Origin of the sequence: Kitasatospora sp. NPDC057936 (assembly GCF_042887525.1) — a bacterium.
In the GTDB taxonomy this organism is placed as follows: Bacteria; Actinomycetota; Actinomycetes; order Streptomycetales; family Streptomycetaceae; genus Kitasatospora.
Map to the genome: position 1 here is coordinate 39852 of NZ_JBHVPD010000031.1, position 22126 is coordinate 61977.

General features: G+C 74.1%; 23 protein-coding genes and 1 tRNA gene. 11 read left to right on the forward strand and 13 right to left on the reverse strand.

All coding sequences use genetic code 11. The features are described from left to right. Positions 1 to 25 precede the first annotated feature (25 nt). On the reverse strand, positions 26 to 1021 hold the full coding sequence (locus tag ACFVU9_RS18260; protein WP_387594348.1) for a DUF2278 family protein: 996 nt from the start codon (positions 1019 to 1021) through the stop codon (positions 26 to 28). 169 nt (positions 1022 to 1190) lie between these two features. Then, complete coding sequence (locus ACFVU9_RS18265; protein ID WP_387594350.1) at positions 1191 to 2003, reverse strand: hypothetical protein; 813 nt, start codon at positions 2001 to 2003, stop codon at positions 1191 to 1193. Between the two features lie 174 nt (positions 2004 to 2177). On the opposite strand from ACFVU9_RS18265, the gene ACFVU9_RS18270 reads away from it, so the two are divergent. Both ACFVU9_RS18270 and ACFVU9_RS18275 read left to right on the forward strand, forming a co-directional pair. Next, complete coding sequence (locus ACFVU9_RS18270; RefSeq protein ID WP_387594352.1) at positions 2178 to 2348, forward strand: hypothetical protein; 171 nt, start codon at positions 2178 to 2180, stop codon at positions 2346 to 2348. Then, positions 2341 to 2892, forward strand: a complete 552-nt coding sequence (locus ACFVU9_RS18275) for a DUF4303 domain-containing protein (RefSeq protein WP_387594354.1) — start codon at positions 2341 to 2343, stop codon at positions 2890 to 2892. The genes ACFVU9_RS18270 and ACFVU9_RS18275 overlap by 8 nt, the downstream gene beginning before the upstream one ends. A gap of 18 nt (positions 2893 to 2910) precedes the next feature. Here the strand turns inward: ACFVU9_RS18275 and ACFVU9_RS18280 are convergent, their stop codons facing one another. Beyond that, the gene (locus ACFVU9_RS18280) at positions 2911 to 3468 is read right to left on the reverse strand and encodes a helix-turn-helix domain-containing protein (protein ID WP_387594356.1); all 558 of its coding nucleotides are present in this window, start codon (positions 3466 to 3468) and stop codon (positions 2911 to 2913) included. A gap of 86 nt (positions 3469 to 3554) precedes the next feature. On the opposite strand from ACFVU9_RS18280, the gene ACFVU9_RS18285 reads away from it, so the two are divergent. Beyond that, complete coding sequence (locus ACFVU9_RS18285) at positions 3555 to 4430, forward strand: alpha/beta fold hydrolase (protein ID WP_387594358.1); 876 nt, start codon at positions 3555 to 3557, stop codon at positions 4428 to 4430. Continuing rightward, complete coding sequence (locus ACFVU9_RS18290) at positions 4427 to 5026, forward strand: DUF1707 domain-containing protein (RefSeq protein ID WP_387594360.1); 600 nt, start codon at positions 4427 to 4429, stop codon at positions 5024 to 5026. The genes ACFVU9_RS18285 and ACFVU9_RS18290 overlap by 4 nt, the downstream gene beginning before the upstream one ends. Here ACFVU9_RS18290 and ACFVU9_RS18295 read toward each other — a convergent pair whose 3' ends face one another. Genes ACFVU9_RS18295 through ACFVU9_RS18305 form a run of 3 tightly spaced genes read right to left on the reverse strand, consistent with a single transcriptional unit; the run spans position 5027 to position 6865 of the window. Continuing rightward, positions 5027 to 5458 (reverse strand): MarR family winged helix-turn-helix transcriptional regulator, encoded by a 432-nt coding sequence (locus ACFVU9_RS18295; protein ID WP_387594362.1) that lies wholly within the window; start codon positions 5456 to 5458, stop codon positions 5027 to 5029. It lies immediately after the preceding gene. Continuing rightward, the gene (locus ACFVU9_RS18300; protein WP_387594364.1) at positions 5458 to 5874 is read right to left on the reverse strand and encodes an SRPBCC family protein; all 417 of its coding nucleotides are present in this window, start codon (positions 5872 to 5874) and stop codon (positions 5458 to 5460) included. Before ACFVU9_RS18300 ends, ACFVU9_RS18295 begins: the two co-directional genes overlap by 1 nt. Before the next feature lie 55 nt (positions 5875 to 5929). Beyond that, positions 5930 to 6865 carry a LysR family transcriptional regulator gene (locus ACFVU9_RS18305; protein ID WP_387594365.1) on the reverse strand — a complete coding sequence of 312 codons (936 nt, stop codon included), beginning with the start codon at positions 6863 to 6865 and terminating at the stop codon, positions 5930 to 5932. 165 nt (positions 6866 to 7030) lie between these two features. On the opposite strand from ACFVU9_RS18305, the gene ACFVU9_RS18310 reads away from it, so the two are divergent. Together ACFVU9_RS18310 and ACFVU9_RS18315 are read left to right on the forward strand one after the other, a co-directional pair. Continuing rightward, a complete protein-coding gene (locus ACFVU9_RS18310; protein WP_387594367.1) occupies positions 7031 to 7909 on the forward strand; it encodes an SDR family oxidoreductase in 879 nt (292 codons plus the stop codon). Between the two features lie 125 nt (positions 7910 to 8034). Beyond that, a complete protein-coding gene (locus ACFVU9_RS18315) occupies positions 8035 to 9129 on the forward strand; it encodes a PQQ-binding-like beta-propeller repeat protein (RefSeq protein WP_387594369.1) in 1095 nt (364 codons plus the stop codon). Positions 9130 to 9332: 203 nt separating this feature from the next. On the opposite strand, the gene ACFVU9_RS18320 is transcribed toward ACFVU9_RS18315, so the two are convergent. Continuing rightward, positions 9333 to 10361 carry an AraC family transcriptional regulator gene (locus ACFVU9_RS18320; RefSeq protein WP_387594371.1) on the reverse strand — a complete coding sequence of 343 codons (1029 nt, stop codon included), beginning with the start codon at positions 10359 to 10361 and terminating at the stop codon, positions 9333 to 9335. A gap of 126 nt (positions 10362 to 10487) precedes the next feature. On the opposite strand from ACFVU9_RS18320, the gene ACFVU9_RS18325 reads away from it, so the two are divergent. Continuing rightward, positions 10488 to 10559: transfer RNA gene (locus ACFVU9_RS18325), tRNA-Glu, on the forward strand. A 177-nt stretch (positions 10560 to 10736) separates the two neighbouring features. On the opposite strand, the gene ACFVU9_RS18330 is transcribed toward ACFVU9_RS18325, so the two are convergent. Beyond that, entirely contained in the window at positions 10737 to 12269 is a 1533-nt protein-coding gene (locus tag ACFVU9_RS18330) for a serine hydrolase domain-containing protein (protein ID WP_387594373.1), read from the reverse strand. Positions 12270 to 12505: 236 nt separating this feature from the next. On the opposite strand from ACFVU9_RS18330, the gene ACFVU9_RS18335 reads away from it, so the two are divergent. Then, positions 12506 to 14200 (forward strand): serine/threonine-protein kinase, encoded by a 1695-nt coding sequence (locus tag ACFVU9_RS18335; RefSeq protein WP_387594375.1) that lies wholly within the window; start codon positions 12506 to 12508, stop codon positions 14198 to 14200. A 36-nt stretch (positions 14201 to 14236) separates the two neighbouring features. Here ACFVU9_RS18335 and ACFVU9_RS18340 read toward each other — a convergent pair whose 3' ends face one another. Further along, positions 14237 to 14863, reverse strand: coding sequence for a TetR/AcrR family transcriptional regulator (locus ACFVU9_RS18340; RefSeq protein ID WP_387594377.1), 627 nt, complete (start codon positions 14861 to 14863; stop codon positions 14237 to 14239). Between the two features lie 108 nt (positions 14864 to 14971). On the opposite strand from ACFVU9_RS18340, the gene ACFVU9_RS18345 reads away from it, so the two are divergent. Then, positions 14972 to 15640 (forward strand): hypothetical protein, encoded by a 669-nt coding sequence (locus tag ACFVU9_RS18345; protein ID WP_387594379.1) that lies wholly within the window; start codon positions 14972 to 14974, stop codon positions 15638 to 15640. A 61-nt stretch (positions 15641 to 15701) separates the two neighbouring features. Here ACFVU9_RS18345 and ACFVU9_RS18350 read toward each other — a convergent pair whose 3' ends face one another. The 3 genes from ACFVU9_RS18350 to ACFVU9_RS18360 form a co-directional block, all read right to left on the reverse strand. Continuing rightward, the gene (locus ACFVU9_RS18350; RefSeq protein ID WP_387594381.1) at positions 15702 to 17174 is read right to left on the reverse strand and encodes an FAD-dependent monooxygenase; all 1473 of its coding nucleotides are present in this window, start codon (positions 17172 to 17174) and stop codon (positions 15702 to 15704) included. A 143-nt stretch (positions 17175 to 17317) separates the two neighbouring features. Continuing rightward, positions 17318 to 17722, reverse strand: coding sequence for a nuclear transport factor 2 family protein (locus ACFVU9_RS18355; protein WP_387594383.1), 405 nt, complete (start codon positions 17720 to 17722; stop codon positions 17318 to 17320). A 176-nt stretch (positions 17723 to 17898) separates the two neighbouring features. After that, a complete protein-coding gene (locus ACFVU9_RS18360) occupies positions 17899 to 19938 on the reverse strand; it encodes a BTAD domain-containing putative transcriptional regulator (RefSeq protein WP_387594385.1) in 2040 nt (679 codons plus the stop codon). Between the two features lie 102 nt (positions 19939 to 20040). Here ACFVU9_RS18360 and ACFVU9_RS18365 point away from each other — a divergent pair, with 102 nt between their 5' ends. Further along, positions 20041 to 20922, forward strand: a complete 882-nt coding sequence (locus ACFVU9_RS18365) for an alpha/beta fold hydrolase (protein ID WP_387594386.1) — start codon at positions 20041 to 20043, stop codon at positions 20920 to 20922. Between the two features lie 21 nt (positions 20923 to 20943). On the opposite strand, the gene ACFVU9_RS18370 is transcribed toward ACFVU9_RS18365, so the two are convergent. After that, positions 20944 to 21513: a PadR family transcriptional regulator gene (locus ACFVU9_RS18370; protein ID WP_387594388.1), complete on the reverse strand. Its 570-nt coding sequence runs from the start codon at positions 21511 to 21513 to the stop codon at positions 20944 to 20946. A 109-nt stretch (positions 21514 to 21622) separates the two neighbouring features. Here ACFVU9_RS18370 and ACFVU9_RS18375 point away from each other — a divergent pair, with 109 nt between their 5' ends. Continuing rightward, complete coding sequence (locus ACFVU9_RS18375; RefSeq protein ID WP_387594390.1) at positions 21623 to 22066, forward strand: nuclear transport factor 2 family protein; 444 nt, start codon at positions 21623 to 21625, stop codon at positions 22064 to 22066. Positions 22067 to 22126 lie beyond the last annotated feature (60 nt).

Sequence of the window (22126 nt, forward strand, 5' to 3'; positions counted from 1 at the left end):
CCAGGCCAGGGCGGCCCTCGAACCCTCAGAAGGTGAGGGTCTGGCCGGGGACGGAGGCCTGTTTCCGGGTGTAGGCGACGCCGTGGACCTTGAGGCCGGACTGGTCGAGGAGGGTGATCGCGCCGCCGTCGGCGCCCAGTCGGAAGCCGTTCGCGGCCGGGAAGGTGGTGGAGGTGCCCGGCTGGAGCTCGGTGTCGGGGAGCGGGAGCACGTTCTGCTGCTGGTCGCTGAGGTGCCATCCCTGGAGGCTGATCGGCGTGGCCGAGGTGTTGACCAGGGTGACCGTCTCGGGTGCCGGGGCGACCGGGTTGACCAGGGCGGCCGAGATCCGCATCGGCTCCTGGTGCGGGGTGGTGGGCCGGGTGGGGGCCAGGGCGTGGCCGGTGGTGTCGTCGGTGTGCCACGCCTGGGACTGGAAGGCCAGGAAGATCGCCACCCAGCGGTTCTCCGGGGCCACGTGCAGCAGCAGGCCGCCGTCCTGCCAGACCCCGTCGTCGCCGGCGTGCCCCGCGTCGTTGCCCTGGTTCATGTGGATGTCGTGGACACCGTTGCCGGGCTGGAAGCCGAACACCTTGTCGCCGGCGTCGGTGGGCCAGCGCTGGCCGAAGACGTAGAGGCCGATGGTCTGGTCGGCGATTGCGCGCTGCACGTAGTGGTCGAGCAGGTCCTCCAGGTCGTTGTTGAGGCCGGGAACGTCGGCCGGCAGAACGCGCATGGTGGCCGGGTCGAAGAGGTTCCCGCGGATGAAGTCCAGGCTGGCCGTGCCGGGACGGGACGGCTCGGGGTGCCAGCCGCTGCCGGCCGGCGGGAGCAGCTGGACCAGCGGGTGGTGGAAGTCGTCGATGGCGACGTACAGCAGGTTCGGCGGCGTGGTCTGCGACCTGACGTTCACGGCGATCCGGTAGTCGGTGCCGCCGTCGTCGCGTACGTGGATCTGGTAGTGCGGCGTCGAGACCTGCGCCGCCTCGCGCGTGCTCTCGATGGCTTTGGCGGCGAGCACACCGTAGTTGACCAGGGGCATGTGTCGTCCTCTCGGCTGAAGGCGCGGGTGGCGGTGACTCGAAGTGGCCGCCGTTGTCGTGCCTCCCGTTATCGCCGATCGACTGCCGGGCGGGGCGGAGAACCGCGCGGTGTTCACCCGCCTGCCATCCGACGACCAGTCGAAAGAGTCCCCTCGGGGCCAGGGGGCGTCAGCCGTTGGCGCAGCCGGCCGTCGCGCAGGTCTGCCAGGGGCCCCAGACGCCCGGGGTCCGCTCGGAGACCTCGGCGTACATCGACGGGGCGTTCCACATGTGCGCGACGACCGTGAGTGTCCCGTCCGAGGCCTGCGTGACGGTGGACGGCGTGGCGACGGAGGACGGCAGCGGGCCGGTCCCGAGGTCGGTCCAGGAAGCCCAAACACCGGGCGCACTCTGCTCGTTGACGTACAGCCGCGGTGCACCCGAGCCCTGGTAGACCTCGAAGAACGCCAGCGTCCCGTTCGCCCTCGTGAAGGCCACCGGCGGGCCGAAGAAGCGCGGCACGCTCGCCGGGGACGGGCCGAACGCCTCGGGCGCCGACCACGCCCCGCCCTCTCCGGACTGGTGCATCCGGACCAGGACGGTCGACTGGTAGCCGATGGTGAACACCTCCAGGCTCCCGTCGGCGTCCGCGGCCGCGGTGAGCACGAGGTTCTGGAAGTTGAGCGCCATGCCGTTGACCTGGCTCCAGCCGCCGTACGCGCCGCCGGGGGCGCTCTGCGAGCGGTACCAAATCGTCTGGCCGGTCGCGTAGTTGGTCGAGAAGATCGCGACCTGAGCGTGCGTGCCGTCGGGGCGGGTGACCGTGGTGGACTGCACCTGGGTGCCGGGAGGCGTCGCGTCCTGCGCCCGGAGCCCGGCCGCGGCCACGTGCGTCGGGGCAGGGCTGTGCGCCTGGGCGGCCGGTGCGAGGAGTCCGGCCGTGCCGATCAGTGCGGCGCAGACGGTCGCCGCCGCCCTGAGTCGGCGTGCGTTCTTGCGCATGGTCCGTCCCTTCCGATCGGTCGCCTGGGGCACGTGTGCCTCGGCCATCCTGGCGCCCGGGTAATCATCCTGTAGGCGTGTGGCGGGAATTGGCCGGAATGCGAGGGTCCGGGGGAGAGGGGGCGATGTCGACTGCCCGGCCTGCCGGTGCCGGTGCGGCCTTATGGTCATCGTGTGACACCGAGACCACCACGCAGGATCCGGGTCGACGGACGGGACTACCGCTGGAGGGTCCAGGTCCTCGACCCCGGCCACGTCGCCGTCCGGGTCTGGCTCGACGGGCCGGGACGGCGGCGGCAGCTCGTCGTCTCCGTCGAATTCGACGACCGGTGCCGTCGTGCCTGACGCCGGGGCCCGGCTGCGGGCGGAGGTGGAGCGGGCGGCACGGGCCGCCTTCGCGGGGCTGCTCGACGCCCGTCCCGCTGCGGACGCCGCGGACTACTGCGGGTACGCGTTGTACTCCGACGCCGGCGCGATGACCGTGTGCTGTGCGGCCAACACCGTCCCGCACCTCGCCAGGCTGCGGGCCGAGGACCCGACCGAGGCGGACTACTACGAGTGGACTCCGGCGGAGTGGGCGATGGAGGGCGTCGCGGCCGAGCAGTTCGCGTCGATCTGCCGACGGCTGCGCGCCGAGAGGCCGGACGCCGACGGTGCGCAGTTCCGGATGTTCCGGGACGCCGTGTACGAGGCGTGTGTGGCCGCGCTCGAATCGCTCGTCGCCGAAGGTGCCTTCGGCCCGGGCACCGACCACGTGGTGGTCTTCGCCGTCTCCGACCCCGATGACCTGGACCCGGCCCGCGAGGCCGAGTGGATCCGCCGCCTCAACTCGCCGGCCCGGGCCGACCGGTTCGCCCGCTGGCGCGGAACGGCCCCGGGCCGACCGTAAGCGGGGCCGACCGGTTGCTCAGGAGCGCGCCTCGTCGCCCGCCTCCGCCGCCGGGCCGGTGGGGAAGCGGATCGGGCTGAGCAGGTAGGGCCTGCGCCCGGGCGCCGGTTCGTTCGCCAGGTAGGGACCGAGGACCGCGAGCAGGTCGCCCGTCATCCGCCCGAGTTCCTCCGGGCTCAGCCACAGCGTGCCCTGCCGGTAGGAGACTCCGTCGGCCACCGGGTCGGCGCCCTCGCGGTCGAGGTAGGCGTTGAACTCGGCGATGAGGACGGCCACGGCGGCGGCGAAGCCCCGGCGGTGGTCGTCGGGCGTCATCGCCGCGGCGTCGGCGGTGCCGACGGAGGGGCGGTCCCGGCGCAGCCGGTAGGACCGCTCGACGGTGCCGCGCACCCGCCGCTCGTCGGCCACCTCCAGGAAGCCCGCCTCGGCGAGTACGCCGACGTGCCGGTACATGGTCACCTTCGGCACCTCGGGCATGCGCTCGCACAGCTGGGAGGTGGTGAGGACCCGGTCGCCGGCGAACGCGTGCACGACGCGCAGCCGCACCGGGTGGAGAAGCACGTCCGTAGTGTCCATGGGCTTTACGATTCCACACTTGGCACTATTATCGAAACTGGAAATGATGGCGATCCATCGGTGATCGACGGCGATCGGAGGGGGACATGCGCCAGCAGAGGGGACGGACGGTGCCGGTGAACGGCCGGTCCGTCTACGTGGAGGAGTCCGGCACCGGACCGGACCACGTGGTGTTCGAGGCGGGCGGGGGAATGGGCCGCACCTGCTGGGATCCGGTGCGGCCGCTGCTGCTGGACCGGGCGCGCCTCGTGGCGTACGACCGTGCCGGCTTCGGCCGCAGCGGCCGGACGGAGGCCGGGCTGAGCATCGACGACATGGCCGCGGACCTGGTCGCGCTGGTCGAGGCGGTCGTGCCCGGCCGCTTCGTGCTGGTCGCGCACAGCATGGGCGGCCTGGTCGCGCGCCGCGCCGCGGAGGCGCTGGGGCCGCGGCTGCGCGGGCTGCTGCTGCTCGACCCGACGGCGGAGACCGCGCCCGTCTACGACACGTTCGACCGGACCGTCACCCAGGTGGACCGCAGCCTGGCCATGCTGCAGACGCTCGTCCGGTTCCGCTGGTTCGCCCGCCTGACCAGCGGGAACGTCCGCCGGGTGTTCCCCGCGGACGCGTACGAGACCATGCTGGCCGAGGACTTCGTCCCGGCGGGCATCGCGCAGACGAGGAAGGAGATCAAGGCCGTGGCCGAGGCGATCCCGCGCTTCCGTGTGGCGCCGCCCGCCCCGCCCACGTGCCCGACCGTCCTGCGATCGGCTTCCCGTCCGCAGCCGGGCCGGGCGCGGCACCACGCCGGACTCGTCGAGCACCAGCGCCGCTGGGTCGAGGCGCTGCCCGACGGCCGGTTCGAGCGTGCGGACTCGGGCCACTTCATCCAGGCCGAGCAGCCGGGCGTCGTCGCCGACCGCGTGCGTGAGTTGCTCGACGCGTCCCACCCCGACACCGGGACCGGCGAGGAGGCCCGGTGACGCACGAGCCCCGCGAAGCCACCCCGGCCCTGCGCGTCTCCGACGCCGACCGCGAGCGCGCCGCCGCCGTCCTGCGGGAGGCGACGGCCGACGGCCGGCTCGCCACCGGGGAGCTGCACGAGCGCCTGGACCTCGTCTACGGCGCGCGGACGACGGGTGAACTGGCCGACGCCGTCCGGGACCTCGGGTCGCCGGGCGGCAGGCCGACGGCGGCCGAGGACGCCGGTGTGCTGAGCGACTTCGCCCGTCGCGGTCCCTGGTTGGTGGGCGCCCGGTACCGCGCCACGGCGATCGTCGCGACGGGCGTGGTCGACCTCCGCGAGGCCCGGTTCACCGGCCCGGAGACGACGATCCGTGTGCACGCGTGGATCGGCACGGTCCACGTCGTCGTCCCCGAGGGCGTCGAGGTGTGTGTCGAGGGCACCGGAGTCCTGGGCGGTTTCCACCAGGACCGCGCGACTACGCACCGCCCGGCCGCCCACCGGATCACCGTCACCGGCGTAGCCGTGTGCGGCAGCGTGTTCGTCGTGCGCGAGCTTCCGGCAGCCAAGGAGCGCCGCCTCCGGACGCGCGAACGGAAGGGCCTCGGCGGGTAGTCACGCCTCCGGGGCGGCGGCCAGGCGGCGGAGCAGGGTCAGCGTGTCCTCGCGGGGCACCGGGCGGAAGAACTCCGCGTCGACGGCCTCGACGGCGGCGATCGCGCGCGGGGCCAGCTCGGCGCCGCCGTCGGTGATGCGCAGGCGCTTGGCGCGGGTGTCGGCGGGGTCGACCTCGCGCTCGATCAGGCCCTTGGTTTCGAGGGTGCGCAGCACCTGGGAGGTCATCTTGACGTCGGTGCCGGCCTGGCGGGCGAGGGCGAGCTGGTTGGGGTGCTCGCCCTGGGAGTTGAGCCACCAGGTGCAGGCGAGCAGGACGAACTGGACGTGGGTGAGGCCGAGCGGGCCGAGCGCGGCGGCGATGTCGCGCTGCCAGCGCAGCGTGGCGTGCCAGAGCAGGAACCCGGGGCTGTCGCCGGGGCCGGGCGCCATCAGCCGCGCGCCAGGGCGACGAGGGCGGCCATGGTCGCGGGCCAGTCCGCGGTGACGGCCGGGCCGAGCTGCGGGCCCGTCAGGTCGACGGTGTCGCCGGTGATCTCCATCCGGTAGGTGACCCGGGTGCGCAGCCGCTCGCCGCGTTCCAGCCGGTGGGTGGTGCGCAGGACGAGGCCGTCGATCCTGGCCTCGTCGACGAAGAGTTCGCCGGCGATGGCCTCGGCGATGCGCAGGTGGACGGGGTCCTGCCCGCAGGGGGTCATGAGGATGCCGGTGCCGGCCTCGAACGGGCCGTCGATCCGGACGCTCACGATGTCGGCGTTCCACGCCCCCCAGTGGTCGACGTCGGCCCACAGGCGCCAGACGGCCTCGGGGGTGGCGTCGGTCTCGACGCTGTGCTCGTACGTCCACATGGGGCGCCTCCGGAAGGGGAAGAGGTAATCCGTCCGTAGATTATCTGCGCGCAGGCTATGAGTCCAGGCCACCCCTCCGCGTCGTGACCCCGCGCTGCGGCTCCGGCGTGCCCGTCAGCAGCGCCTCCGCCGCCTTCCGGAAGGCGGCGACCAGGCGGCCGCGCTCGCCGGCCCGCACCGCCAGTACGACGTGGCTCGGCTCGACGCCCTCCATCGGGACGACGACCAGGTCCGGGCGCGGCGCGGACCGCCCGGGGCCGATCGGGACGAGGGCCACCGCCCGGCCGTCGGCGACGAGTTCGAACTTGTCCTCGTTCGCCGCGACGAGCGGCCCGTCGGGCGCCCGGCGGCCGTCCGGGCGGGGGTCGATCCGCCAGAAGGCGTCCCAGGCCGGGTCGGACACCCGTGGGAGCGGCTCGTCGGCGATGTCGTCGAGGGTGACGGACGCCCGGCCGGCCAGGCGGTGCCAGGCCGGCACCACGAGGGCCCGGGGCTCGTCGTGCAGGACGGTCACGTGCAGCCCGTCCGTCCTGAGCGGCAGGCGGGTGACGACCGCGTCGGCCCGGTGCTCCAGGAGGGCCTGGCGGGCGTCGTTCCAGGCCAGGTGCCGGGTGTGCACGTCGGCGTCCGGGTGGCGCCGGCGCAGCTCGCGCACGGCCGGCGTGACGATGAGGTTGGCCGTGTAGCCGACGGTGATCCGGCTCGGCTCGGCGGCGGCCCGGGTGTGGGCGGCGGCCTGCGCGGCCGAGCGCAGCAGCGCCCTGGCGCGGGGCAGGAACACCTCGCCGGCCTCGGTCAGCCGGCTGCCCTGCGGGGTGCGGTCGAGCAACTGCGCGCCGAGCTGCTGCTCCAGGCGGCGGATCTGCCGGCTGAGCGAGGGCTGGGCGACGCGCAGCTCGGCGGCGGCGCGGCCGAAGTTGCGGTGGTCGGCGACCACGGTGAAGTAGCGCACGAGGCGGAGGTCGAGGTCCGGCGGGGATGGGTCGGCCATGTCCCCAGCGTAAGCCCCGTTCCCTGGGGATCACCTTCGGACAGCACTCCGACCAGTGGTGATGCCTGATCCGTATTGCGCGATCCGGAACAGGACTTGGACGGCGGCCGCCCCACCCGCCGACGCTGGAGGCACCGAGCCGTACCCACGAGGAGTGAACGCATCATGCGCGTGTTCGTCACCGGAGCCACCGGCTTCATCGGCAGTGCCGTCGTCCGCGAGCTGCAGGCCGCCGACCACGAGGTCGTCGGGCTCGCCCGCTCCGACCGGTCCGCGGCGGCGCTGGAGGCGGCCGGGGCCGGAGTGCACCGCGGCGCGCTCGACGACCCCGGGAGCCTGAGCGCCGGCGCGGCGGCGGCCGACGGGGTCGTCCACCTGGCCTTCATCCACGACTTCAGCCGCTTCGAGGAGTCGGTCCGCGTCGACGGGCGCGCCATCGCCGTGCTGGGCGCCGCGCTGGAGGGCACCGGAAGGCCCTTCGTCGTCAGCTCCGGAACGCCCGCGGCACCCGGCCGCGCCGCGACCGAGCGCGACCGCGCCACCCCCGGCACCCCGGCGGCCGGCCGGGACGCGAACGCCCGCGCGGCGCTGGACCTCGCGGCCCGGGGCGTCCGCCCGTCCGTCGTCCGGCTGCCGCGCAGCGTGCACGGCGAGGGCGACCAGGCCTTCGTCCCGACCCTGATCCGGCTCGCCCGCGAGAAGGGCGTCTCCGGGTACGTCGGGGACGGCTCCACCCGCTGGCCCGCCGTTCACGTCCGGGACGCCGCCCGGCTCTACCGCCTCGCCCTGGAGGAGGCCCCGGCCGGATCGGTCCTGCACGCGATCGGCGACGAGGGCGTGCCGATCCGCGAGATCGCCACGCTGATCGGCCGCCGGCTGGGCCTGCCCACCGGCCCGCTCCCGCCCGAGGAGTTCGGCTTCCTGGGCGCCCTCCTCGGCGTCGACCAGTCGGCGTCCGCCGCCCTGACCCGCGACCTGCTCGGCTGGCGGCCGGTGGAGCCCGGCCTCGTCGAGGACCTCGACCAGGGGCACTACTTCGCCTGATCCGCCGTCAATCGACATGCCGGGGCGGGAACCAAAACTCGGTGTACGAAGTCGAGTCTGGTGTGAATTCGAACGAAACGCAGAACGATCCGCCCCGGCCCCGCCCCGGCCGCAGGAGGCTGCTGGTGAGCGCCGCGGGAGGCGCCGGCGCCCTCGCGGTCGCGGCGAGCGTCGGCTGGTGGGCCCGTCGGGACGACGCCCGCGGCCCGCGGATCTGGAGCACGACGGCCGCCGGCGGCCGGGTCGCCCTGAACACCGGCGCGCAGAACGGCCTGTACGTCTCCGGCTACGACGGCAGGGTGAGCGCCCTCGACCCGCACACCGGCACCGTCCGCTGGAGCAGCGAGGTCACCACCCCCGGCCACGCCGACACACTGGACGGCTGCCCGATGGCCGTCGCGGACGGACTGGTGTGCGCCACCAGCCTGACCCGCCTCCAGGTCCTCGACGCGGCGACGGGCGCCGTGCGCTGGCAGGCGGAGGAACCCGACAGCATGACGGCCGAGTGGGGCGACGGTCCGGCCGTCGCCGGCGGCCGGGTGTTCGCCGCGTACGGGGGAGCCCTGCGCTCCTACGACGCGGCCACCGGCGAACTGCGCTGGAGCGGCCCGCCGGACACCTCGGGCGTTCCGGCCGTCGCCGGGGACACCGTGTACACGGCCGGGAAGTCGGCGGGCGTGCGCGCCCACGACGCGAACAGCGGCGAGCAGCGCTGGGAGCAGAACGCCGTCGGCCGGCAGTTCACCGGTCCCGTCGTCCGCTCCGGCGTCCTGTACACCGCGGACTTCGACCAGGCGACGAAGTCCTCGACCGTCTACGCCCTGGACGCCGCCACGGGCCGGGTCCGCTGGCAGCAGGCCGAGCAGGACGTCCCGGGCTGCCCGCTCGCGGTGTCCGACGGCACGGTCCTCCTGCTCGGCGGGCCGCGACTGACCGCCCTGGACGCGGACACCGGTCGGACCCGCTGGACCGCCGCCGTCCCCAGCGGCCTCGGCCTCGGGGGCAACGCCGTCACGGCCACCGCCGACACCGTCTACGTCGGGACGAACGACGACCGCGTCTACGCCCACGACCTCGCGACGGGCCACCTCCGCTGGCAGGACGAACCGAAGCGCACCGGCAACGAACGCACCGGCATCTACCTGGCCGCCACCGGCACCGCCGTCTACCAGGGCGGCCGCCGGGGCGTCCACGCGCTCGGCGCGGTGCCGACGGCCTGACGTCCCGGCACATGACGCAGCACGGCGGCCCGGCACGCTCCCCTGTGGCGTGCCGGGCCGCCGGCCCGTCCTGCTGCGCCGGGTGGATTGGGTCCGGCGCCGGAGTGGACGGCGGTGGGGCGCCGCTCCTCCTCGGGGAACGAGGCTGCCAGGTCGCGGACCTGCCGTGTTGTCACCGAGTCGACAGTTCCTGCGCACTGCGTCTACTCGCCCGCGCCCCCTGAGGACGCGGTGCGCCGGTGCTCGCTCGGGGAGATCCCGTACGCGGCCCGGAACGCCCGGCTGAAGTCGGAGGCGCGGGGGAGGCCCCGGCGGACGGCGACGGCCTGGACGGGCAGGGCGCGCAGCGCGGGATCGGCCAGGTCCTGGCGGGCCTTCTCCAGCCGTTGGCGGCGGATCCACGCGGCGACCGTCTCACCCTCCGACTGCTGCGTGAAGACACGGTGCAGGTAGCTGACGGAGATGTGGTGCGCGGCGGCGATCACGGGCGGCGAGAGCTCGGGATCGTGCAGGTTCCGGCCGATGAACGTCCGGACGTTCTCCACCAGGGCCCGCTGCCGGGCGTCGTCCGGCAGCACGGCCTCGGCGTCCAGCTCCCGGGCCAGCCAGGCGGCGACGAGGTCGATCACGACCGTCCCCAGCCGGGGCGCCTCGGCCGGGCCGAGGAGGGCGGCCTGGCGGTCCAGCCCGACCAGGAAGTCGGAGAGCAGCGCACTCGTACCCTGGCGCCCCGAGAACCCCCGGCCCATCAGGTCGCGCACCCGGTCCGGGGGCAGGGGCAGCATCGCCATGGGGAAGTCGATGCCCAGGGCATCGGTCCGGGGTGCCTGCGGTCCGGCGGTCCCGGTGGCGCGGCCGGCGAACGCCCGCACGTCGTACGGGTGCGAGCTGTCGAGCACGGTCAGCTCGCCGGGCCGGAACACCGTCGTGCCGGCCCGGGGGTCGCGGGTCAGCGACAGGGCCCCGTCGAGCACCAGCGTCAGGTGGCACACCTCCCGGTCGGACTGCCGCACCCGCCGTGCGGACCGCCGGAACCTGGCCGGCGGGAACGACGACTTGAGGAGCGTCACCGGCCCCAGCTCCAGGTGCCGCATCTCCGCCTCGAAGTGGTCGGCGTGCGCACTGGTCATCTCGCTGTCCCGGGTCCGCCCGATGAGCTCCCGCCAGCAGTCGAAACGGTCCTCCGCAGGCAGTTCGTCGCCCCGGAACACGGTCCCCGCACTCCCGGTCAATCCTGGCTCCTTCCCTCGGCTCCTGTCCCCGTCGGCTCTCGATTTTCCTCTTCCGATCATGAACTGGTAACTTCTTATCCGTCGACGGGACCAGATCGCGGAAGCGAGCGGGGCCAGGTCGGTCAGGCGTCGGTGGTGCAGTGGTAGCACGCCCGCTTTCAGCGGGAAGGGTTCGTTCGATTCGGGCCCGGCGCTCCAACTCGCGGGGGCGGGAGCCGGTTTCGGCTCCCGCCCCCGCGGCGTTTCCGCGGGTCAGTTGCCGCGGCCGTCGCGAGGAGCGGGCACGCGCGGCAGGACGTCCCAGAGCGGCCGCCCGCCCGCAGCCGCTTCGGGTAAAAACGGGCGGAGGCGAACGGCCGCTCAGCAGGTTTGCGGTCAGGCGGACTTGGCCGTGGCGCGGACGCCGAAGTGGACGTAGCGGGTGCCGTCGGCGAGGGCGTAGAAGACGACGGGGATCCACGCGTCCTTGTCGTTGCGGCGGCCCGCGAAGACCGTCTTGGCGGGAGAGTCGGACACGGGCGTGAGGTGCCAGACGAGCGGGTCGAAGGTGCCGGCGAGGCCTCCCCGGCCTTCGTAGCGCAGGTCCAGCACACCCTCGCCCTCGCCCTCGCCCTCGCCGTCGCCCTCGCGGGCGGTGATGGTCATCAGGAAGCCCTCGCGCAAGTAGTGGCCCGTGAACGGCTCGGTGTCGACGGTCGGAGGGTTGTCGGCCGGGCCGAACGCGGGCATGGCGACCCCGGCGAACTCCGCGCTCAGCTCGCGGCACAGGGCCTCGTGGACCTTCGGCGCGGCGCCCCCGCCGTTGGTGAGCAGGGCGATGGCGAGGCCCTTCTCGGGGATGGCCCGCAGGTAGGCGAGCTGGCCGAAGGTGCTGCCGTCGTGGCCGAAGCCGCGGGCGCCGTCCCACTCGAACAGGCCCCAGCCGAGGCCCCAGTGGGCGCCGAGGAACCACTGGTCGGGCATCTCGACCTCACGCGTGAGCATCGCTTCCACGGCCGCGGCGGAGAGCACCCGGGTGCCGTCCGGCGCGGTGCCGCCGTCGACGAACATCCGGGCGAAGCGGACCACGTCGGCCGCGGTGGCGCTGATGCCGCCGTACGGTCCGGCGGAGCGCGGCAGCATGTTCCACAGCGGGGTGGGCACCGGGTCCTCGCCGGGCTCGCCCATGTGCCCCATCGCGGCGCGGAAGCGCAGCACCTCCTCGGGCAGCGTCATGGTGTGTTCGAGCCCGAGCGGCTCGCAGATGAGCTGCTTGAGCGCCTCGTCCCAGGTCAGGCCGGTGATCACCTCGACGATCCGGCCGAGGACGTTGTAGCCGGTGCTGGAGTACGACATGGTGGCGCCGGGCGGGTTGGTGAGCCCGACGTCGCGCGTGCTGTCGACGTAGCGGGCCAGGCAGTCGTCGCCGCGGCCCGTGTCGTTGACGTGGTCGCCCTCGATCCCGCTGGTGTGGTTGAGGAGCTGGCGCGGCGTGACGGTGCGGGCCGCTTCGGCGTCGGCTAGGGCGAAGTCGGGCAGGATCTCCGCGACCGGCCGGTCCAGGTCGAGCTTGCCGGCGTCGGCGAGGCTCAGGACGAGGGCGGCGGTGTAGCCCTTGCTGACCGAACCGATCTGGAACACCGAGTCCGTGGTGGTCTCCACCCCCGTGCCGGTGTGCAGGATCCCGCCGGCCACCTCGTGGATCTCCCCGCCCGTGAGGACGGCCAGCACGGCGCCCGGAATGCGGTGGACGGCGAGCAGCTCGTCGAGCCGGCGCTGCCAGTGGTCGGTGTCGAACGCCCCGCCCGTCCCGGTCCTGCCCAGCGCCCGGTCGACGACCCGCGCGGCCTCCTGGTGCGTGCGGTCCACGAGCTTGGTGACCTCGCGGTCGACGTTCTCCGAGAACTCCTTGTACATGTCCTTCGACACGTTTCCCCTCCCAGATGACGGGTGGTGCGTGGTCGCCCCACCCATTCGAACACCGTTTGAAACGGTCGCGACACCGGCCCGGTTCCCGTCCGCCGGGAAAATTTCCAACACCGTTCGAAACCGGCCGTCTCCGCGGCCGGGGCGGTGTCGGGGGATCGGTGTGTGTACGGGTCGGCTCGTCGCTAGCATGATGCGACGCCCTGACAAGGCGGATACATGACACCTGGGGGGCTTGGGTGACGTCGGAAGAGGGTCGTTCGGTCGGGCCGGGCGCAATCGTCGCCGGCCGGTACCGGCTGGCGAAGCGGCTCGGCGCGGGCGGCTTCGGCCGGGTCTGGCAGGCGCACGACCTCGTGCTGCGCGTCGACGTGGCGATCAAGGAGGTCTGGCTCGCGCCCTCGATGAGCGGCGCGGAGCAGGGCGAGCGGATCAAGCGGGCGGAGCGGGAGGCCCGCAGTGCGGCGCGGCTGCGCGACCACCCGCACGTCGTCGCCGTGCACGACGTCGTCGTGGACGGCGGAACGCCGTGGATGGTCATGCAGCTGGTGTCCGGCCGGTCGTTGGCGGATCGTCTGGACGCCGAGGGACCGCTGTCCGTGCAAGAGGCAGCGCGGGTGGCCGCGGGTGTCCTCTCCGCACTCGGCGCCGCGCACGCCTGGCAGATCGTGCACCGGGACGTCAAGCCGGCGAACATCATGCTGACCGACGACGGTCAGGTGCTCCTCACGGACTTCGGCATCGCGGTCGACAGCCAGGACACGGCACTGACCGCCACCGGCGCGTTCATCGGTTCCGCCGAGTACATGGCACCGGAACGGCTGCAGGGCGGCCCGGACGCGCCGGAGGGGGACCTCTTCTCCCTCGGCGTCACCCTGTACCAGGCCGTGGAGGGGGTGTCGCCCTTCCGGCGGGCCAGCGCCGCTTCGACGTTGCTGGCGGTCGTCAGCGAGGACGCCCCCGTGTCGGGAGCCGCCGGAGCCCTCACGTCCCTGATCGTCGGTCTGATGGCCAAGGACCCGGCTCGTCGTCCGACGATCGACGAGGCCACCCGGATGCTCGGTGGTCCCCACCCGGTGCCCTCGGCGGCGGACGGTCCGGACGACGGGCCCCCGCTTCCGGCGCGGCCGGGCCCGGTGGCGGCCGGCCGGACCCGGACCACCCGCCGCTGGCCGGCCTTGACGGCGACGACGCTGGCCGTGGGCCTCGCTGTCGGCGGGATGGTGGTCGCCGCCTCGCTGCCGCCGGACGGCTCGTCGGACGCGGGCCGCAGCGCGACTGCGAGCACGGCCACCTCCCCGCCCGCCTCGTCCCCGACCCCCACCCCCGCCGCCTCGGCCTCTCGCCGGTTCAACCTCCAGCCCTACCTGCTCGACCGGACCGACATGCCCGCGTTCACCGTGACGACCACGAGCGGGTTCGCCGATCTGCCGTACGCCACGCCGGCCACCGGCCCATGGTCGTGCGCGCCCCGGAACCGGGAAGTGCCATGGGAGCGGAGGACATCGGCCAACGCCGTGGCGTTCTCGCCGGACGGCAATGGCTCCAACAAGTGGAGCCTCGGCTATGTCGTCATGGAGGTCGGCGAACAAGTGGCCGCCCAGCACCTGGCCGCGGTTCGTGAGGAACTGCAGCAGTGCTCTGCCTTCGCCTTCACCTGGCTGCCGGGTTCCTCGGGCCCCCACACCTGCACGGTCAGCATCACGCCGCGGCCGGCCCCGGCCGTCAGTTACGCGGGTGGCAACGTGGTGGCACGCCGGGAGACGTACAACTGCCACGATTCCCGGACCACCTACGCGACGGCCTGGTCGGACAAGGTCACCGTCACTCGCAACGGTTTCCTGGTGGAGTTCTTCACGGAGAACGACGACCCTTTCCCCGACGAGCCCAGGCTGTCGGACATGATGAACGCGGCACTCGCCAAGCTCCCCTGAGCCGGGACGCCGACGCGCGCGGGAGGAGTCTGACGGCTACGCCAGCGCCGCGAAGCCCGTGCACAGGAGCCGGATGCTCCGGGTGTACTTCTCGTCCTGGCTGATGCGCGGGATCAGCGGGCCCATGACCAGGGGGAAGCGCTCGCACAGGTCGGCGTAGAGCTCGGCGGTGACGGGCGGGGGCGTCGCCGGCTGGTTCTGTTCCTGGAGGACGAAGCCGGTGGCGTGGCTGAGGAGGGTGTCGGCGGCGGTGGGGCAGTGGTCGGCGGGGAGGCCGGCGTCGAGGAGGGTGCGCAGCAGGCGTTCCATCAGGGAGAGGGCGCCGGGGCTGAGCATGCCGGGGCTCTCGGCGAGCAGTTGGGCGCCGCCGGGGTGCTGTTTGATGCTCCGGCGCAGCGTGGCGGCCTGGGCCTCGACGCGGTCCTGCCAGGTGGCGTCGGCGGGGAGGGCGGCCAGGGCTTCGGTGCCGGCGTCGTAGGCCGCTCGGCAGATCCGGTCGGCCATCAGGGCGAGCAGCTCGTCCTTGCCGCGCACGTGGTAGTAGAGGCTGCCGGCGTGGGCGTCGAGGCGGTCGGCGACCTGGCGCATGGACAGGTTCTGGTAGCCGACCTCGGCGAAGACGGCCATGCCGGCGTCGACGATGCGCTCCTTGGTGAGCTTCATGCGGTCCACGGTACCGCGTTTTCCAACACTGTTCGAAAACTGTGCTAACTTTGCGCCATCACGTTTTCGAACGGCGTTGGAAAACGCCGAACCGGGGGGAGGGCGGGCATGGGGGCGATCCTGTTCAACGTGACCACGGCCGCGCTGATGGTCATGATGGTCAACTGCGGGCTCGGGGTGGTCGGCCGGGACACCCTGCGGGGGCGGCCGCTGCCGTGGGCGGCGATCGTCCTGACCGCGCTCGCCGTCGGCGGCGTCGTGCTCCAGCTGGTCTGGTCGGGCGCCATGGACGCGCTCGACGCGGACCCCGCCAAGTCGGGCTGGTGGCGCGAGTTCACCTCGGTGTTCATGCAGAACGGCGGCCTGTTCGGCGGCCTGTGGAACCTCGTCACCCTCGCCGCCGTCGCCGCGCTCGCCCACTGGTACTGGGGCGGCACGCTCACCCTCGGCTTCTTCCTCGCCGGCATCCTGCTGCCCGGCCGGATCGACGACCTGCTCGGCTTCGGCGGCGGCCCCAGCACCGACCCCCGCAACTTCGCCGGCAGCTCCGGCGCCACCTACTTCCTCGGCGCCACCCTGGCGATCGCCTTCCTCGCCCGCACCCGCGTGCCGAAGGAGATCGCCCTGGCGGCCGGCGTTCCGGCGCTGGGCATGGCGATGTGGCTCGCCCAGGAGAACGGCCACGGACTGGTGTCCGTCTACGGGTTCGCCCTCGGCGCGGTGGCGTGGGCCGTCCGGAGCCGGCTGGTCCGCCCGGCGGCCGAGCGGACGGCCTGACCCCGGACGAGCGGTACGAAGCGGCAGCGGGTGCACAGCGCCCGCTGCCGTCTTGCGGCGTTCAGCGGCACAGGGTGCGCAGGGCGGTGACGCACTCCGCGGCCCGGCGCTGCGGGTCGGCGTCGGTTCCGGCCCAGGCGATCCGGGCGTCCGGACGGATGAGGACGGCGCTCACGTCCCGCCAGATCGGGTGCGCCGCCTCGGTGTCGACGGTGGCGGCCCGCTGCTCCAGGCCGTCCGCGGGACATGGTGTCCGCGTCCCGTCGAGGTCCAGCAGGAGCGGTCGGCCGTGGTGCATCAGCGGGTGGGCGGTGGGTGCGTCGGCCGCCGCCAGGGCGAGGCCGGCCAGCCGGGTGCCGGTCAGCGGGTGCGCGCCGGGCACGGTGCCGGCGGGGATCGGGTCGTCGAAGCCGGCGATCCGTCGGGCCCACTGGTGGTTGGTCCGGGGTTCGGCGAGCGCGGCGGACCAGACCTCGCGCAGCGCGATCTGTTCCGGGCTCGCCGCCGCGAACAGGGCGAGCTGCGCGCGGGTGTTGTCGATGACGGCGCGGGCGGCCGGCCGGCGCTCCGTGTCGTAGCTGTCGAGCAGTCCGTCGGGTGCCCGGCCCTGGAGGGTGGCGGCCAGCTTCCAGCCCAGGTTGGTGGCGTCCTGGATGCCGAGGTTCATGCCCTGCCCGCCGGCCGGGAAGAACATGTGCGCCGCGTCCCCGGCCACCAGCACCCGTCCGGCCCGGTACCGCGTGGCCTGGCGGGTGGCGTTGCCGTAGCGAGAGAGCCACCGCGGGTTGCGGATGCCGAGGTCCCGCCCCAGCAGGACGCGGGTCTGCTCGCGCACCTCCTCCAGGGTCAGCGGTTCGCCGGCGCCGAGGTGCATGGTGGCCGTGGACAGTCCTGCCAGTCGGTGGACGCCGTCGCCGATCGGGGCCGCCAGGAACGAACCGGCCGGCCCGGTGGCGCCGAGCGGCGCGGCGGGCGGGTCGTCGAGTTCGACGTCGGCGAGCCACCCGGTCATGGTGGTGTCCTGACCGGGGAATTCGACGGCGGCCGCCCGGCGCACCGCGCTGCGGGTGCCGTCGCAGCCCACCACCCAGCGGGCCCGCACGGTCCGGTGGGTGCCGTCGGCCCGGATCACCGCCTCGACGGCGTCCGGCCCCTGGGTGAGCGAGACGACCTCCTGTCCGCGCAGCACGCGGGCGCCCACGGCGACCGCGTGCTCCTCCAGGAGCCGCTCGGTGACGGACTGACCGAGCGCCAGCATGAAGGGGTGCACCGCCCCGACCGTGGAGAAGTCCAGCCGGGTGGTCGCCGCGCCGAAGTGGCCGGTCGGCACCGGTGTGCCGCGTTCGATGAACCGCTGCGCGAGGCCGCGGGTGGCGAAGGTGTCCAGCGTGCCGGCCTGCATGCCGACCGCGCGCGACCGTCCGTCCGGTGCCGCCCGGCGTTCCACGACCACCACCTCCACCCCGTGCAGGCGCAACTCCGCGGCGAGCCAGAGCCCGACCGGGCCGGCCCCGGCGATGAGCACGTCGAGCATGACAAGTACTTCCTCTCACAATCGGCATGATGCTTCGGGACGGTGCGCCATGACGGCCGCGCGCCGATCAGCGGCCGATCCGCGGCGGTGAGGACGGCGGCGGGGACGGCGGCGGCGTCGTGGCGTCGGGCGGGCGCTGCGGCTCAGCGGGCGCTGCCGAGGTTCCGGTCGGCGTCGGCGCCTTCGAGCATGAGGGTGGTCTCCTCGATGCGGCGGAAGCGGCCGTCGGGGGCGAACTCGGCGAAGAGGTAGACCTCGATGCGGACGGTGGAACCGTCGGTCTTGGTGATGGTCATGGTGTGGCGGTCGGCGTAGCGGTCGCCGGAGATGAGCTCGTCGTGGACGTCGACCGAGCCGCCGGCCACGACCGTGCGCAGGTGGGCGATGTGGGCGAGGAACTCGGTGCGGTCCGCCCACGCTCCGTCGGTGCGCTGGCGGTAGTCGGGGGCGAAGTGCCGGTCGGCGGCCTCGTCGAGGTCGAGTCCCGGGGTGAGGAGCAGGTCGGTGAGGGCGGAGCGTGCGTCGGTGCGGGTGCTGGCGGTGGTCATGACGGTCCCCTCGGGGTGCGCGATTCGCTGGAAAAGTGCGTGCGCTGAGCACGCATGTGCACCGTACTACAGACTGCGTGCGCCGCGCACGTAAATCTGGGCGGGTGGAGAAACCTGACGGAACGCGATGCAATGCCACGGAGCGCGACGACGTGATGTCGTCGGTGCCGGTGCCTCTACCGGTCTGTCGGCGTGTCGAGATAGCGGGCGACCGGACCGAGCGTGAGTAGTCCACTGCCCGCTCCGGCGAGTTCCCCGGCGGCGGATCGGAGGCGTGAGCGTGCGCGGGAGAGGACCGGCTGGTCGTCCAACTCCTGGGCGAGGGCGGCTTCCAGGCAGCAGAGCGCCTCGTAGAGGAGGTCGGCCGGCGGCTCGGGGAGGGCGCGGAGGGCGGCGCGGGCGCGGCCCCGGTGGCCGGTGGCGAGGTGGGCGAAGGGCTCGGCCCACGGGCGGTACGGGCCCCAGTCCTCGGCAAGGTCGACGGGCGGGACGGCGACGCCTTCGGAGAGGCGCAGGCAGAGGAGGGCGAGGGGGAGGAGGCCCTGCCGGAGGCCGGGCATGCCCGCGCCGTCGAGGCGTTCGGCGGCGGCGCGGTAGGCGGATTCGGCCTCGCGGGTGTGGCCGTGGGCGGCGAGCCGCAGGGCGGCGTACCACTCGGTGAACACGCCGACGAGCGGGAGCTCATGGCGCTCGGCGAGCCGGTCGGCTGCGGCGGCATGGGCGTCGGCGGCGGTGAAGTCGGCCGGCGCGCAGGCGGATTGCAGGCGGACGAGGTGGCCGAGCACCTCGAAGGTCACCAGCCCGTGGCGGGTGGCCAGGCCCACCAGCTCGGCGCCGATCGCGTCGCGCTCAGGCGCCTGCCCGGCACTGTGGCAGGACTGCATGAAGCGGCCGTTGAGCGCGAACGCGAGGAGCGTCGGATCGCCGAGGCGCCGGGCGAGGTCCTCGGCCTCGCGGGCCGCCTCCGGCCCGCGCTCCTCGCGCGTGCCGCGCATCTCCAGGGCGATCGTGGCGAGCAGGCGGCAGCGCGCCGCCTCGGCGCCGGCGGGCAGGGCGGCCAGGGCGCGTTCGGCCGCGGCGACGACCCGGGCGGCCAGCGGCGGTTCGTCACTGCGGGTCCAGACGGCCGGCACGTCGTAGGCGCCGATCACGCGGGCCGTCAGCTCCGGATCGCCGAACTCCTCGGCCGCCGCGATCGCCTCCACGCGGTGCCGTGCCGCCGTCCGCAGCCCCTCCCCGCCGGTGACGGCCAGGTTGCGCATCAGCCCGACGGTGCCCTCCAGCCGCGCCCGCGCGGTGGCGGCGAGCGTACGGTCGTACGCCTCGGCGGCGCGCGCCCAGACGTGGGCGGCGGCTTCGACGGGGGTGGCGGTCCCGGGCGTGCTGGTCGTGCCAGCTCTGCCGCGCTCGCCACCCCCGTCCAGCTCCGGCGCCTGCGCCAGGATGTCCGCCTCCAGCCGCCGCAGTCCCGCCCCCGGGTCCAGCCCGAGGCGCCCGGCCAGCACCGACCGCGCCTCCCGCAGCACCTCCAGTGCCTCCCCCTGGCTGCCCGCCCGGTACTGGGCGAGCGCGAGGAGCCGCCAGGCCTCCTCGCGCCACGGGTGGTCGGTGAGGTGCGCCCGCAGGTCGGGGACGGCCCGCGCCGCCCGCCCGAGCGCGAGCAGCGCCCCGGCCCGCCGCTCGACGGCCTGGAGCCGCAGCTCGGCGAGCCGGGCCCGGTCGGCGCGGGCCCACTCGGCCCCGCCCGCCTGCGCCCCGCCCGCCCGCGCCCCGCCCGCCTCCGCGTACGCGGGGCCGCGCCACAGCGCCAGCGCCTGCTCCAGCTGTGCCACGGCCTCGGCCGGCGGCAGCGCCGGGGCCCTCTCCACGGTCGCCTCGAAGCGCCACGCGTCGACCGCGTCGGGCGCGGCCCGCAGCGCGTACCCGGGGCCGTCGGTCACCAGGAGGCGGGCGGGCGCGCGCGGGGGCCGGCCGGGTTCGAGGGCGCGGCGCAGCGCGCCGACGAAGGTCTGGACGGCGCCGACGGCGCCCGCGGGCGGTTCGTCCCACAGGTCGTCGACGAGCCGGGCGACGGGCACGACGCGCCGCCGGGCGACGATGAGCCGGGCGAGGACGGCCCGGTGGCGGGGGCCCTTGAGGTCGAGCGACGCACCGTCGGCGTCCTGCGCCGTCAGCGGCCCGAGGACGCCGAACCGCACCTGCGTCACGTCTTCCATCCCGGGGTCCACGGTACCCGCCCGGTGCGTGCTGATCGTCCGCTGATTCGGGCGCGGGAGGCTCGTCCCGTACCCAGTCACCGCACGAGAGGACGAGTTCTCATGACGCAGACCATTCCCGGCTTCGAGCACCACCGCGTCGAGGTCGCCGAGGACGTCCGCCTGTTCGCGGCCGTCGGCGGTTCCGGCACGCCCGTCGTGCTGCTGCACGGCTTCCCGCAGACCCACCTCATGTGGCGGCACGTGGCCGCGGACCTGGCCGCAGGCCACACCGTGATCTGCCCCGACCTGCGCGGCTACGGCGCCAGCGACAAGCCCGCCGAGACAGCCGACGGCAGCGCCTATGCCAAGCGCACGATGGCCGCGGACGTGGTGGCCCTCGCCCGGGCCCTCGGGCACGAGCGGTTCGCGCTCGTCGGCCACGACCGCGGCGCGCTCGTCGCCTTCCGCGCCGCCCTCGACCACCCGGACCGCGTCACCCACCTCGCCTCGCTGGACGTCCTGCCGCTGCTCGACACGTGGGACGTCATGCGCGGCACCTCCGCCGCCGTCGGCTTCCACCTCTACCTGATGGCCCAGCAGCCGGGCCTGCCGGAGCGGATGATCGCCGCGTCGGCCGATGCGTTCTTCGGGCACTTCCTCGACGCGTGGTCGCGCGATCCCGCCGCCATTCCCGAGGAGGTCCGGGCCGCGTACCTGGCGGCCTGCCGGGAGGCCGTCCCGTCGATCGTGGCGGACTACCGCGCCTCGGCCGGGATCGACGTCGCCCACGACACCGCCGACCGGGCGGCGGGCAGCCGGCTGCGCATGCCCGTGAGCGTCCTGCAGCAGGACTGGGGCGCGGCGCTCGGCTTCGACGCCGCCGCCCTGTGGCGCGCGTGGGCCCCCGATCTCGTCCACACCACGGTCGACTGCGGCCACTTCATGGCCGAGGAGGACCCGGCCCGGGTCACCGCCGCCGTACGGGACCTCCTGCGGCGCTGAGCGCCGGACGTGGTGAGGCCGTCAGCGGCGGGCGCGGGTGGCCTCGCGGGCGCGCAGGGTGGCGATCGTGGTGTGGCACCAGTCGCGGTTGCCCCGTTCGAAGGCGAGGCCGCGCAGGCAGGTGAGGTAGGGGCCGATGCGCTCGCCGTCGCGCAGGAAGTCGTCCTCCGGGAGGTCGCCGCGCATGGTGCGCAGCATGCGTTCGAACAGGTCGACCTTGGCCTGGGCGAAGGCCGCGCGCTCCGCCAGCCGGGCGATGAGGGTCGCGGGGTCGACGTGGTCGACGGTGCGGACCTTGACCATGAGGTCGTCGCGGACGAAGGAGGGCTTGGCGGAGGCGGCGGCGAAGTCGTCGAGTTCGGCGAGGCCCGTGTCGGTGACGCGGAAGACCCGCTTGTTGGGCCGATTGTCCTGGACGATCTCGCGGCCGCTGATCAGGCCGTCCTTCTCCAGGCGGGTCAGCTCGGCGTAGAGCTGCTGGGGCTGGGCGTACCAGAAGTTCGCCACGCCGAGGTCGAAGGTCTTGGCCAGTTCGTAGCCGCTGGCCTCGCCGTCGAGCAGCGCGGCCAGGACGGCGTGCCGTAGTGCCATCGGTCGGGTTCCCTTCGGATCGCCCCTGTTGCCGGACCCGCCGCCCATGGTACTCATGAAAGTGACTACTCACATTCATGAGTACCGCCAGTCCTCGGGAGAGTGCACCGTGACCGCCACTGCAGCCACCACCGCCGACCGCTTCCGCGCCGCCGTCGAGAACCGCGACGCCGCCGCTCTGGACGACCTGTTCACCGACGACATCCGCTTCTACAGCCCGGTCAAGTTCGTTCCCTTCGAGGGGAAGCCGATGGTGCTGGGCCTGTTCGGGGTCCTGCTGCGCACCCTCGAGGACTTCCGCTACGTCGGCGACCACACCGGCACCGCGGAGACCAGCGCCGACGGCACCGAGGCGGACACGTCCGTCCTGCTGTTCCGGGCCACGGTCGGCGGCAAGCAGATCCACGGCATCGACCTGCTGCACTTCGCCGAGGACGGCCGGATCAAGGAGTTCACGGTGATGGTCCGTCCGCTGTCGGCCGCTCAGGCGCTCGGGCAGGCGGTCTTCGCGGGCCTCGTCGCCGACGGCCTCGTCCCGGCGGCCGCGCAGTAACGGCAGCCGTGCAGTGGCAGCCGTGCAGTGACGGCGCCCGCGCAGTGACGGCGGCCGTTG

Excerpts from the sequence above, each read along its gene's own strand:
- ACFVU9_RS18300 (WP_387594364.1), bottom strand. The coding sequence starts at position 5,874 with ATGTGGACGTACGAGCACAGCGTCGAGACCGACGCCACCCCCGAGGCC.
- ACFVU9_RS18305 (WP_387594365.1), bottom strand. The coding sequence starts at position 6,865 with ATGGCCGACCCATCCCCGCCGGACCTCGACCTCCGCCTCGTGCGCTAC.
- ACFVU9_RS18345 (WP_387594379.1), top strand. The coding sequence starts at position 14,972 with ATGGGGGCGATCCTGTTCAACGTGACCACGGCCGCGCTGATGGTCATG.
- ACFVU9_RS18265 (WP_387594350.1), bottom strand. The coding sequence starts at position 2,003 with ATGCGCAAGAACGCACGCCGACTCAGGGCGGCGGCGACCGTCTGCGCC.
- ACFVU9_RS18355 (WP_387594383.1), bottom strand. The coding sequence starts at position 17,722 with ATGACCACCGCCAGCACCCGCACCGACGCACGCTCCGCCCTCACCGAC.
- ACFVU9_RS18285 (WP_387594358.1), top strand. The coding sequence starts at position 3,555 with ATGCGCCAGCAGAGGGGACGGACGGTGCCGGTGAACGGCCGGTCCGTC.
- ACFVU9_RS18280 (WP_387594356.1), bottom strand. The coding sequence starts at position 3,468 with ATGGACACTACGGACGTGCTTCTCCACCCGGTGCGGCTGCGCGTCGTG.
- ACFVU9_RS18350 (WP_387594381.1), bottom strand. The coding sequence starts at position 17,174 with ATGCTCGACGTGCTCATCGCCGGGGCCGGCCCGGTCGGGCTCTGGCTC.
- ACFVU9_RS18360 (WP_387594385.1), bottom strand. The coding sequence starts at position 19,938 with ATGGAAGACGTGACGCAGGTGCGGTTCGGCGTCCTCGGGCCGCTGACG.
- ACFVU9_RS18340 (WP_387594377.1), bottom strand. The coding sequence starts at position 14,863 with ATGAAGCTCACCAAGGAGCGCATCGTCGACGCCGGCATGGCCGTCTTC.
- ACFVU9_RS18365 (WP_387594386.1), top strand. The coding sequence starts at position 20,041 with ATGACGCAGACCATTCCCGGCTTCGAGCACCACCGCGTCGAGGTCGCC.
- ACFVU9_RS18310 (WP_387594367.1), top strand. The coding sequence starts at position 7,031 with ATGCGCGTGTTCGTCACCGGAGCCACCGGCTTCATCGGCAGTGCCGTC.
- ACFVU9_RS18260 (WP_387594348.1), bottom strand. The coding sequence starts at position 1,021 with ATGCCCCTGGTCAACTACGGTGTGCTCGCCGCCAAAGCCATCGAGAGC.
- ACFVU9_RS18370 (WP_387594388.1), bottom strand. The coding sequence starts at position 21,513 with ATGGCACTACGGCACGCCGTCCTGGCCGCGCTGCTCGACGGCGAGGCC.
- ACFVU9_RS18295 (WP_387594362.1), bottom strand. The coding sequence starts at position 5,458 with ATGGCGCCCGGCCCCGGCGACAGCCCCGGGTTCCTGCTCTGGCACGCC.